Source organism: Catenuloplanes niger (assembly GCF_031458255.1).
In the GTDB taxonomy this organism is placed as follows: Bacteria; Actinomycetota; Actinomycetes; order Mycobacteriales; family Micromonosporaceae; genus Catenuloplanes; species Catenuloplanes niger.
Map to the genome: position 1 here is coordinate 9562084 of NZ_JAVDYC010000001.1, position 11614 is coordinate 9573697.

The 11614-nt window shown below is 74.5% G+C and carries 10 protein-coding genes; 3 read left to right on the plus strand and 7 right to left on the minus strand.

The annotated features are described in order from the left end of the window. Positions 1-2 precede the first annotated feature (2 nt). On the plus strand, positions 3-1895 hold the full coding sequence (locus J2S44_RS42105; RefSeq protein ID WP_310429166.1) for an NACHT domain-containing protein: 1893 nt from the start codon (positions 3-5) through the stop codon (positions 1893-1895). Positions 1896-2119: 224 nt separating this feature from the next. Here the strand turns inward: J2S44_RS42105 and mnhG are convergent, their stop codons facing one another. From mnhG to mbhE, 6 genes are read right to left on the minus strand one after another with little or no spacing between them, the layout of a single operon-like run. Further along, a complete protein-coding gene (mnhG, locus tag J2S44_RS42110; protein ID WP_310429168.1) occupies positions 2120-2482 on the minus strand; it encodes a monovalent cation/H(+) antiporter subunit G in 363 nt (120 codons plus the stop codon). Then, complete coding sequence (locus J2S44_RS42115) at positions 2479-2823, minus strand: MrpF/PhaF family protein (RefSeq protein WP_374727953.1); 345 nt, start codon at positions 2821-2823, stop codon at positions 2479-2481. Before J2S44_RS42115 ends, mnhG begins: the two co-directional genes overlap by 4 nt. Beyond that, the gene (locus J2S44_RS42120; protein WP_310429170.1) at positions 2820-3515 is read right to left on the minus strand and encodes a Na+/H+ antiporter subunit E; all 696 of its coding nucleotides are present in this window, start codon (positions 3513-3515) and stop codon (positions 2820-2822) included. The genes J2S44_RS42115 and J2S44_RS42120 overlap by 4 nt, the downstream gene beginning before the upstream one ends. After that, the gene (locus tag J2S44_RS42125; RefSeq protein ID WP_310429172.1) at positions 3512-5188 is read right to left on the minus strand and encodes a Na+/H+ antiporter subunit D; all 1677 of its coding nucleotides are present in this window, start codon (positions 5186-5188) and stop codon (positions 3512-3514) included. Before J2S44_RS42125 ends, J2S44_RS42120 begins: the two co-directional genes overlap by 4 nt. Further along, entirely contained in the window at positions 5185-5610 is a 426-nt protein-coding gene (locus J2S44_RS42130) for a Na(+)/H(+) antiporter subunit C (protein ID WP_310429174.1), read from the minus strand. Before J2S44_RS42130 ends, J2S44_RS42125 begins: the two co-directional genes overlap by 4 nt. Beyond that, entirely contained in the window at positions 5607-8714 is a 3108-nt protein-coding gene (gene mbhE, locus J2S44_RS42135; RefSeq protein WP_310429176.1) for a hydrogen gas-evolving membrane-bound hydrogenase subunit E, read from the minus strand. The genes J2S44_RS42130 and mbhE overlap by 4 nt, the downstream gene beginning before the upstream one ends. A gap of 214 nt (positions 8715-8928) precedes the next feature. Between mbhE and J2S44_RS42140 the strand changes: the two genes are divergently transcribed. Both J2S44_RS42140 and J2S44_RS42145 read left to right on the plus strand, forming a co-directional pair. Then, positions 8929-9318 (plus strand): YccF domain-containing protein, encoded by a 390-nt coding sequence (locus tag J2S44_RS42140; protein ID WP_310429178.1) that lies wholly within the window; start codon positions 8929-8931, stop codon positions 9316-9318. A 304-nt stretch (positions 9319-9622) separates the two neighbouring features. After that, the gene (locus tag J2S44_RS42145) at positions 9623-10480 is read left to right on the plus strand and encodes a hypothetical protein (RefSeq protein ID WP_310429180.1); all 858 of its coding nucleotides are present in this window, start codon (positions 9623-9625) and stop codon (positions 10478-10480) included. 473 nt (positions 10481-10953) lie between these two features. On the opposite strand, the gene J2S44_RS42150 is transcribed toward J2S44_RS42145, so the two are convergent. After that, entirely contained in the window at positions 10954-11424 is a 471-nt protein-coding gene (locus J2S44_RS42150; protein ID WP_310429181.1) for a DUF1877 family protein, read from the minus strand. Between the last annotated feature and the right edge of the window lie 190 nt (positions 11425-11614).

Genomic DNA, 11614 nt, shown 5'->3' on the forward strand with positions numbered 1-11614 from the left:
CGATGCGGCGAGCGTGGACGCGGACCCTGCTGATCGTGGCTCTCCCGGTGTCGGTGCTGGCGTTCGTCAACTGGGCGCGCCTGCTCTCCGGCACCGGCCTCGAACACGCGGACCAGCGGGCCAGCGTGCTCAGCCTCGCGGTCGGCGTGCTGAGCCTGGTGGTTTCCGTGATCAGCCTGGTCGTCACCTGGCGCGCCGCCGCCCCGGCGGACGCGACCGACGTGATCCACGACCACCTCGTGCGTCGGACGAGGCGAAGCCTGGAGGAGGAGGCGACCGCCCGGGATTTGCACCCGCCGTACCTGCAGCCGACCCGCTGGTCCGGCGCGGGCGGGTCCGGCACCATCGAGGATCTCGCCCGGCACGTCGCGGACCTGCCGGTCCGGCAGCTGGTCGTGCTGGGCGCGCCGGGCAGCGGCAAGAGTTCGATGGCGCTCCGGCTGGCCCTCGACCTGCTCGACGGTGACACGCGGGTGCCGGTGCTGCTGTCCGTGCCGGCCTGGGATCCGGAGCGGAGCCTGGACGACTGGCTCGCCTCGACGCTCCTGCAGGTCCACCCCGATCTGCGCGACGGACGCCGATTCGGCAGGTCGGCCGCCACGGTCGCGGCCGGCCGGGTGCTGCCGGTCCTGGACGGCTTCGACGAGGCGCATCCGGCGCACCGGGTGGCGGTGCTGCGCCGGCTCCGTACCGAGCTCGCCGCGGGCCGCCCACTCGTGCTGGTCTCCCAGGAGAAGCCGTTCCGGGAGGCGGTGCAGCGGTCCGGGGTGACGCTGGCCCGCGCCTCCGAGATCACCGTGCAGCCGCTGCGGCCGGACGAGGCGGCGCGTTACCTGCCGGTCGGCCAGCACCGGGGTACGGAACGCTGGCGGGACGTCGTCGACCACATCGAGCGCACCCCACGCGGACGCCTGGCGGTGCTGCTCTCCTCGCCGCTCATGATCTACCTGGCCCGCGTCGCGTACGACGATCCCCGCACCGATCCCGGCGAGCTGCTCACCATGACCAACCCCGAGGCGCGGGCCGCGCTGCTGGACGCCTTCCTCCCGGCCGTCTACGGGCGCCGGGCCGGGCCGTACCCGGCGGCGCGGGCCGGCCGGTGGCTGCGATACCTGGCCCGGCGGATGGTCGCGCGGGACCGGCCGGTGCTCCACTGGTGGCAGCTGCCCGACCTCAACCCGGCCACGGCCGGGTCCCTTCGCCTCCTGGTCGGCGTGCTCGGGTCGGTGTTCATGAGCATCCGGTTCGGCCTGCCGGTCGGCCTGATCACCGCGGTCGTCGCCAGCCGTGCGGTCGGCGCTCCGGTGACCGGGCCCCGGCCGGTCAGAACGGCGTTCCGGCCCGCCCACGCCGCGGTGGGGCTGGTCGTCGGCGGCGCGTGGGCGGCCGCGATCGGCCTGCTCGTGGTGCCGGACGAGGACGTCCTCGTCCCGGCGCTGTCCGGGCTGGGCATCGGGCTGACCACCGCGTTGCTCACCGGCGTCGCGTTCGGCCGCGTCCACGACGACCGCGTCGACGACGGCCGGGCGCTCCGCGACGACCGGAACGTCCTGCTGGCCGTGCTGGCCGTCGCGGCGATCACGGGGCTGCGGTCCGGTCTGCAGTGGAACTGGTGGATGGGCACCCAGCAGTTCGGTCGCACCGCCGTCATCCTGCTGACCGCGCTGGGGATCGCGCGGGTGGGCGTGCCGTGGCTCCGGTTCGCCTGGGCGCGGCTGCTGCTGGCCCTCACCGGCCGGACCCCGTTCCGCCTGCGTCACTTCCTCGACGACGCGCACCGGCGCGGAATCCTGCGCCGTTCCGGAGCCGGTCTGGAATTCCGCCACACCACGCTGCTCCGCTACCTCGCCGCGCCGCCGGACCCGGCCCGCGCCGCGCCCTCGGCCCCGCGTTAGCGCCGGTGTCGACGCGCGGGCCGGTCGATCCTCACGATCCCGTCGGCCCGCCGTGGCGGCCCGGCTCGCGCAGCCCGGCTCGCGCAGCCCGGCGAGGAGCGCGCCGCGCGGGCCGGGTGCCCGGCACCCGGGTGCACGTGTGCCGGGCACCCGGACCTGTGGTGCGGAAACGGTCCGCGGGGCGGGCCGTTGCCCCTTCCGCACCGGTGACGCGGGGATCGTGCTCATCGGGGGCCGTGGCCGGCCGGGGTGTCGGCTGCCGGGGTGATGGCGGGCGCGAGTTCGTCCACGACGAGCAGGTCGGCGCGGAAGCGGTGGGTGCGGTAGGCGGAGCGGGCCACCATGTGCGCGGCCACCGGTGCGGTGGCCAGCTGGAAGACCGCGACGAGGACCAGTGTGGTCACGTCGACCGGGTCGCGCAGTCGCAGGCCACAGCCGATCAGGATCAGCAGTAGGCCGAGGACCTGGGGTTTCGCGGTGGCGTGCATGCGGCTGAGCAGGTCGGGGAAGCGGAGCAGCGCGATGCCGGCGGCGAGGCAGAGCAGTGCGCCGCCGATCATCAGGACGACCGCGATGACGTCGATCATGACCGGCCTCCGTGGGTGGGGACGTTGAGCGCGGCCGGGTCGGTGTCGGACTGCCCGGCCGCGGCCGACGCGGCGGTGTCCGGTTCCGCGGTGGACGAGCCGAGACGGGCCACGCCGACCGAGCCGACGAAGCCGAGGATCGACAGCACCACCAGCACCGGCAGCGCGGTCGCGTCCCGGCTGAACGCGGCCTCCGCGGCGATCGCGGCCACCACGACCGCGAGCAGCACGTCGGTGGCGATGACCCGGTCGAGCACGGCCGGCCCGCGCAGGATGCGGTAGAGCGTCAGGCCGGCGGCCGCACAGAGCAGCACGGTCAGAATCACGCCGGACACGGTCATGCGCGCTCCTCCTCGTCGGTACGGACGGCGGTGTCGACCACCGGTTCGGCGGCCGGGGTGACGCGCCGCTCCTGCACGTCGCGGCCGGCCGTGAACCGCCGGCCCGCTCTCTCCGCCGGTCCCGGCCGGGCGGCCGCGACGTGACCGGGCACGGAGGCGGGGGTGGCCGGGTCGCCCGCGCGGCCGGTCCGGGGCACGCCGGTCGCGTGCAGGACACGGGTCTCCAGGCGGACCACCGCCGCCCGCGCCCGCTCCACGTCCTCCCGGGTGGACACGCCGATGACGTGCACGTAGAGGATCGCGCGGGCGCGATCGGCCTCCACGATCAGGCTGCCCGGGATCAGCGACAGCGCGGCCGCGGTGAGCGTGATGTGCAGGTCGGTACGGGCCCGCAGCGGGACCGCGACGATGGCGCTGGCCGGCACCGGGCCGGGCCGGATCGCCAGCCACGCGACCTGCGCGCTGGCCAGCACCAGGTCGCGCAGGAAGCAGACGGCGAACAGCACGGTCCCGGCCGGGCTGACCCGGCCGCCGAACGGCACGGACGGCAGCGGGAACATCATCAGCGCCAGGACCGCGACCAGCACGCCGCCGAGGATCGTGAACGGGCCGGCGTTGCCCCAGAGCAGCAGCCAGACCGCCACCATGCCGGCCACGGCCACCGCGCGTTCGCGCAGCGTCGCGCGCCTCACTCCCCCACCTCCGGCAGGTCGGCGACGGTCCGCACGTACGCGTCGCGTCCGATCAGGTCCGCGGCGGACGTGGCCGCGACGCTGAACAGCGGTCCCGCCGCCACGGTCAGCGCCGTGCCGAGCGCGACCAGCGCGACCGTCGGGCCGACCATCATCGCGGGCAGGCGCACCGCGGACTCGTCCGGATCATGATCATCCGGCGGTACGGCCGACGGTGCTCGCCCCGCGCGCGCCGACGCGTACGCGCCGCGCTCGTCGCCGGCGGACACCGGCACCGACGGCCCGGTGACCGGGACGGACACGGCCGGCACGCAGTCGACCGCGGTCACGTCCGCCGGTGCGACACCGGGCATCGCCGGGTTCGGCGTGCGCCAGAACGCGAGGTTCCACACGCGCGCGATCGCGTACAGCGTCAGCAGGCTGGTGACCGCGCCGCCGGCGACCAGCGTCCAGGCCAGCCAGCCGCCCACCCCGGCCGCGGCCTGGAACAGCCCGACCTTGCCGAGGAAGCCGGAGAACGGCGGGATGCCGGCCAGGTTCAGCGCCGGCACCAGGAACAGCACGCCGAGGATCGGTGACAGCCGGGCCAGCCCGCCCAGCCGGTCCAGCGCGGTCGACCCGGCGCGCATCTCGATCAGGCCCGCCACCAGGAACAGCGTGGTCTGCACGACGATGTGGTGCGCGGTGTAGAAGATCGACGCGGACAGGCCGGCCGGCGTGGACAGCCCGATCCCGAGCAGCAGGTACCCGATGTGGCTGATCAGCGTGAAGGACAGCAGACGCTTGATGTCCGACTGGGCGACCGCGCCGAGGATGCCGACCACCATGGTCAGCAGCGCCACGATCAGCAGCAGGTCGGTGACCCGCCCCTCCGGGAACAGCAGCGTCTCGGTCCGGATGATCGCGTAGACGCCGACCTTGGTGAGCAGGCCGGCGAAGACCGCGGTGACCGGCGCGGGCGCGGTCGGGTAGCTGTCCGGCAGCCAGGACGACAGCGGGAACACCGCGGCCTTGATGCCGAACGCGAGCAGCAACATGCCCTGCAGCACCAGGCGCAGGTTGTCCGGCAGCGCGTCCAGGCGCGTCACCAGCTGCGCCATGTTGAGCGTGCCGGTCGCGGCGTAGACCAGGCCGAGCGCGGTCAGGAAGATCAGCGAGGAGAGCAGCGAGACCACCACGTACGTCGTACCGGCGCGGATCCGGTTCTCCGTGCTGCCCAGCGTGAGCAGCACGTACGACGCGACGAGCAGGATCTCGAAGCCGACGTACAGGTTGAACAGGTCCCCGGACAGGAACGCGTTCGTCACGCCCGCGGTCAGGATCAGGTACGTCGGGTGGTAGACGGACAGCGGCGTGTCCTCCACGCCGTCGACCATGCCCTGGCCGATCGAGTAGATCAGCACGCACAGCGTCACCGCGGACGACACCACCAGCATCAGCGCGGCCAGCTGGTCCGCGACCAGCACGATGCCGAGCGGCCCCCAGCCGCCGACCGCGACCGCGAGCGCGCCGTCCTGCGTGGACAGCACCAGCAGTGCCAGCGACACGATCAGCGTGGTGGAGAGCGCGGTCAGGCTGACCGTGCGCTGGGCGCGCGGGCGCCTGGTGAGCAGCAGCGTGACGGCCGCGCCGAGCAGCGGGATGACGACCGGCAGCGGTACGAGGAACGTCATGCCCGTACCGCCGGGGAGTCCTGGTCCTGATCCTGGTCCTGGTCGTCGCCGATCTGGACGTCGTCGCGCTCGGCGAGCACCACGATCCGGCGGTCCTCGGCGTCGTCCTGGACCTCGTCGTGGCCGGTGATGTCCCGGCTGCGGTAGGCGAGCGCGAGCAGGAACGCGGTCACGGCCAGCGTGATCACGATGGCGGTCAGGATCATGGCCTGCGGCAGCGGGTCGCTCATCTCCTCGTCCGCGACCGTGCCGACGATCGGCGGGCCGCCGGCCCGGCCACCGGAGAGGATGAGCACGTTCGCGCCGTGGCCGAGCAGGATGACGCCGACCAGGATGCGGGTCAGGCTGCGTTCCAGCAGCAGCACCACGCCGGCCGCGAAGAGCACGCCGACGAGCACGATGTACACGAGGTTCGGGGTCACGCGGTCACCTTCTCCCGATCTTGATCTTGGTCTCGGTCTCGGTCCTGGTCTCGGTCCTGCCGCTGGTCCGGCTCGTCCTCCGGCGGGGACTCGTCCGGCCCGCCCTGCGGCTCCGCGCCGAGGCTGCGCAGGATGTCCAGCACCAGCCCGATGACGATCAGGTAGACGCCCACGTCGAAGATCGTGGACGTGGCCACGTGCAGGTCACCGAGGACCGGCGCGTGCACGTCCACGATCGCGGTCTGCAGCACCTGACCGCCGAGGAACATCGCGGTCACGCCGGTGCCGACCGCGATCAGCAGCCCGGTGCCGAGCACCGCGCCCGCGTCGACCGGCGCGGCCCGGTTCAGCTCGCGACGGCCGCCGGCCAGGTAGCGCACGGTCAGCGCGAGCGCCGCGACCAGCCCGCCGGCGAACCCGCCGCCCGGCGCGTTGTGGCCGGAGAGCAGCAGGTACACCGAGAACAGCACGATCGTGTGGAAGATCAGCCGGGTGACGACCTGGAGGATCACGCTGTCCTCCTTGCCGGTCCACACCGCCGGCGGCGGCCGTTTCGGCGTGGGCGTCTCGGCCCGGCGGCGCAGCGCGGACGTGCGCTGGAAGATCAGGCTGGCGACGCCGGTCGCGGCCACCACCAGCACCGAGATCTCGCCCATCGTGTCCCAGGCCCGGATGTCGACCAGGATCACGTTCACGATGTTCGTGCCGCCGCCGTAACTGACCGACAGCTCGGGAAAGCCCTCGGAGATCGGCGCGGCGACACGGCCGCCACCGGCCACGAACGCCATCCCGGCCGCGGCCAGCCCGACCGCCACGCCGAGCACGATCCGCCAGTGCCGGGACACGCGCAGCGGACGCTCGGAGAACTTCGCCGGCAGCCGGCGCAGCACCAGCACGGCCATCACGATGCTGGCCGTCTCCACCAGCGCCTGGGTGAGCGCCAGATCCGGCGCGCCGTGCAGGATGAACAGCACCGACACGGCATAACCCGCGACACCGGCCAGCACGAACGCGGCCAGCCGCCGCTGCGCCCGGACCGCGCCGATCGCGGCCGCGACGATCGCGACGCCCGCGACCGCCTGCAACGGCGTGTCCCAGACCCGGTAGCCGGTCGGCCACGGCGCACCGGCCACCAGCGCGGTACCGGCGATCACGACGAGCACGACCAGGATCACGCCGAGGTACGCGGGCAGCGAACCACGCTGCGTCGCACCGGTCAGCTCGACGGACAGCCGGTCGACGCCGCGCAGCGCCCGCTCGTAGACCCAGGCACCGGCGCTGATCCGGCCCGGCGCGTGGATGCGGTCGCGGGTGAGCCGGAACAGGCCGGCACCGGCCACGATCGCCAGCACGGACAGCCCCAGCGGCAGGCTCAGCCCGTGCCAGAGGGCCAGATGAACCTCCACACCGGCAAGCCCGCGCGGGTACGCGACGAGCCCGCGCTCCACGACCGGGGCCGCCAGGCCGCCGGCCAGCCCGGCCAGGGCGAGCAGCACGGGAGCGGCGAGCAGACCGGGGCCGGGCGGGTGGAAGTGTTCACCGCCGGCACCGGCCGGGGCGGTCGTCGCGGTGCCGCTCCGGGCGGCCGGTCCGGTGCGGCCGATGCCCCCGGTGGCGGCGGGCCGGGTAACGGCCGGTGTCGTGCCGTCGTTGACGGCGGATGCGGTGCCGTCGTTGACGGCGGATGCGGTGCCGTCGTTGACGGCGAGTGCGGTGCCGTCGTCGACGGCCGGTCCGGTGACGGCCGGTGTCGTGCCGCCGCTGGCGGCGGGCTTGGTGACGGCCGGTATGGTGCCGCCTGCGGTGGCGAGCTCTGTGCCGACGGCGGTGGGCTTGGTGGCGAAGGCGCCCCACAGGAAGCGCAGGCTGTAGGCGACCGTGAGGGTGGCGCCGGCGACCATGGCGACGAGCGCGAGCGTGTCCGCGGGCTCGCCGGTGGCGAACGCGGCGAACATCGCCTCCTTGCCGAGAAAGCCGAGCAGCGGCGGCACACCGGCCATCGACGCGGCCGCGAGCGTGGCCGCGATCGCGAGCACCGGCAGCCGGCGGCCGACGCCGGACAGTCCGCGCAGGTCGCGGGTGCCGGTGGCGTGGTCGACGGCGCCGACCGTGAGGAACAGCGCGGACTTGAACAGCGCGTGCGCGAGCAGCAACGTCAGGCCGGCCAGCGCGGCGGCCCGGGTGCCGGCGCCGAGCACGGCCACCAGCAGGCCGAGCTGGCTGACCGTACCGTAGGCCAGCAGCAGTTTCAGGTCGTACTGGCGCAGCGCCGCGAGGCCGGCCAGCAGCGTCGTGGCCAGGCCCGCGCCGACCGTGAGCAGCTGCCAGGCGAGCACGCCGGCGAACGCGGGCGCGAGCAGCGCGACCAGGAACACGCCGGCCTTGACCATCGCGGCCGCGTGCAGGTAGGCGCTGACCGGCGTGGGCGCGGCCATCGCGGCCGGCAGCCACGCGCCGAACGGCAGGATCGCGGACTTCGCCAGCGCACCGGCCAGGATCAGCACCACCGCGGTCGTGCCCCACGCGCCGGCCGGCGGGTCCTGCGCGAGCTGCGACCAGCGGTGCGTGCCCGCACCGGCGCCGAGCATGACGATGCCGACCAGCATGGCGAGGCCGCCGAGCGTGGTGACCAGCAGTGCCTGCATGGCCGCGCGACGGGCGGCCCGGCGGCCCGGATCGGACGCGATCAGCAGGTAGGACAGGACGCTGGTCAGCTCCCAGAACACGTAGAGCAGCAGCAGGTCGTCCGCGAGCACCAGGCCGAGCATCGCACCGGCGAACGCGACCAGCAGGCCGGCGTGCCGGGCCTGCTCGGCACGGTCGTCGAAGTAGTGGGCGGAGTAGGCCAGCACGAGCGCGCCGACGCCGCCGACCAGCAGCACCAGCAGCCAGGACAGCGCGTCCAGCCGGAATGCCAGGTCGAGCCCGAGCTGCGGGATCCACTCGATCGTCTCGGCGGTGCGGCGCCCGGTCCGCGTCGCGGCCCAGACGGCGGCGCTCGCGGGCGCCAGCGCGACCAGGTAGAGACCACGGCCGCCGATCGCGCGCACCAGCCACGGCGCGACGGCAGCCACAACGGCGTGGATCACCAGCAGAACGAGCACGGGCCCCCCGGGGTCGTGCCGACTGTGCGCCGCACCCATGCCGCAGGTGGCGAACGCGCCACCCGGCGCCGAACGATGACAGCGGCAAGCCTTTCCGGACGGCTTGACGGTACACACTCAGCGAGATGTCAGTTACATGACAATCAAAACCGGGTGCTGAGACCTGCTTCACCGAACGCGGCGGGTCTGGACGCGGGGTACCACAATCGACCACATGATCCGCTTTCTGCTCAACGTCCTGTGGCTGATCTTCGGCAGCGGCATCCTGCTCGCCATCGGCTACGGCATCGCCGCGCTGATCTGTTTCGCGCTGATCGTGACGATCCCGTTCGGCGTGGCCTCGCTCCGCCTCGCCGTCTACTCGCTGTGGCCGTTCGGCCGCACGATCGTCCCGAAGCCGAGCGCCGGCGTCGCGTCCGGCGTGGCGAACGTGATCTGGGTGGTCGTGGCCGGCTGGTGGCTGGCGCTGACCCACATCACGGCCGGCATCGCGCAGTGCGTCACCATCATCGGCATCCCGTTCGGCATCGCCAACTTCAAGCTGGTGCCGGCCGCGTTCTGGCCGCTCGGCCAGGAGATCGTCGACATCGACGACCGCGCCTGACGCACCGTCGGCCCGCCGCGGGCTGTGCACAATCCGTCTTTCGCGCGGCCGGCAGCCGTGCCTGCGCGCACGATGGACCGGAGCCGGGAGCCAGCGGGGGGCCGATCAGTGCCGCGACCACCACACACGTCCCGGGCCACCGCGTCACCGGGGGCCGGCACCGCCGCGGGGCGGGCGCCCGCGGCCGGAGCCGGGTACCCGCGCGGTGGACCGGGCGGGCCCGGCCGATACCGTGCCGCGTGTCGCTCGTTGGGCGTCCACCGGCAGCGCACGCGCCGGGTGACGCCCGGAAGGACCCGCACCGATGATCCCCTCGCCTGACGAGTCGGGCCGGCAGCCACGCCGGGAACCCGCCGCCGACCGCCGTGACCTGCCGCCGGAACTGCGGGTGGTGGTGCTCGACGACTGCCTCGCGGACGCGTGCCGCACCGCCCAGGACATCCTCGACCTGGCCGCCGACGTCCGCATCAACATGATCGACATACGCGGCGGCGACCTCCTCCAGCGCCTCCTCACCCGCGCCCGACGCGCCGGCAAGGTCCGCGCACTGCTCCGGGCCGCCCACGCCCGCTTCCCCGATCACGACGACCTCACCTGGCTCCACGACTCCATGTTCGGCCGCCCACCGTCCCGCCCGTCGACCACCCACACCACGGCCCCGGCCCCGGCCACACCACCGACCCGCGCCACACCACCGGCCCTCGCCGCACCGCCGGACCCTGTCACGCCGCCGGACCCTGTCACGCCGCCGGACCCTGTCACGCCGCCGGATCCGGCCGCGCCGCCGGATGCCGCCGCGCCGCCAGCCCTCGCCGCACCGCCGGATCCAGGCACGCCGGCGGACCTCGAGGCACCGCTGAACACCGCCGCACCGGCGTCCCCCGCCGCGCCGCCAGCTCCGGCAACGTCGCGGACCACCGCCGCGCCAGTTTCTGAGACACCGCCAACCGCCGGGGCACCGCCAGCCCTCGCCACGACGCCCGCCACGCGCACACCACCAGCCCACGTCACGGCGCGGGTCACCGCGGCGCCGTCGCCGGCCCACGCGGCTCCGGCCGTCGTCGTGGCGTCGGCCGCCGGCGCTCCATCAGTCGCCGTCGCAGCGCCAGTCCTCGTCGCGCCGACGGCCGCAGCCGCGGCCCCAGCACCGTCACAGCCCTAGCATCCGTCGCGTCACCGGCCCTGGCACCATCGCAACCCCAGCGGCTGTCCGGCCGCAGCCCCAGCCCCGTCGTGGTGCCGGCCAGGCCGCCGAATGCCCCATCCGCCGACAGGCGTCGCAGCGCCAGCCAGCGTCGCAGCGCCAGGGCGTGGATCACCGCCAGCCGCCAGTCGCCAGCGCGGAGCCGGCGCCACCGCGGTCGCGGCCCAGCGGGGATGGCGGCCCAGCAGGGGTGGCACTCAGCGCGGAAGCGGCCCTCCGCGCGGGAACAGCCGCCAGCGCGAAAGCAGCCGCCAGCGCCGAATCGACGCGGAGCCGGCGCCAGCGCGGGGTGGCGGTGGGTTCGGGGATGGTGCCCGGCGGCTGGGGTGGGGCGCGGGGTGGCCGGGGTGGCTGTTGAAGTCGGGTGGGTCCGGGGGGTGGGCGGGCGCGGAGGTGGGGGTGCGGGCGCACGCGGCCGTGGCGGTGGTGGGTCACGAGAGCCAGCAGATGATGGCGTCGCCGCAGGCGGCGGCGCGGGTGAAGTAGTCGCGGACGGCCGGGAGGCGGGCGGCGAGCGTGGGGAGCGCGGCCGGGGTGTAGAGGTGGTAGAGGCCGGCGCGGCGCAGCTCGGCGGCGGTGACGCCGTGGACGAACTCCTCCGCGGTCAGGTCGCGCAGCGCGGCGGCGGCCGTGCGCACCTGCGCGGGCGTGAGGTAGGCGGGCGGGTCGGAGTCCCACTCCTTGTCCTCCGCGGACGGTGCGGCGAACGGCTCCTCGCCGAACACGATGTCGACCGGGAAGTCGCGGCGGCGCAGCAGGAAGTCGATGCCGGCCCAGTCGCCCTCGAGGCCGCAGCGCGGGCCCTCGCCGTCGGCGATGAACTTGCGGACCGCGGTCAGGTCACCGCGCAACGGTTTCAGGTCGGCGGGTGCGGCCCGCATCCACTCTCCAAAGAGTCCCATGGCCGCAGACCTTAGAACACAGGTACGACAAGAATCCGGCGTGCGGACGATCATCGATCCGGCGGAGCGGGGCGGCGCCACCGCGGCCCCGGTGCCGGGGAAGTGGCCACGGCGGGGAGCCGCGCCGGGTGCGCGGCGTGGCGCGCGCCGCGGACCCGGTCACGGCGAGAGGCCGCGGCCACCGAGCCGT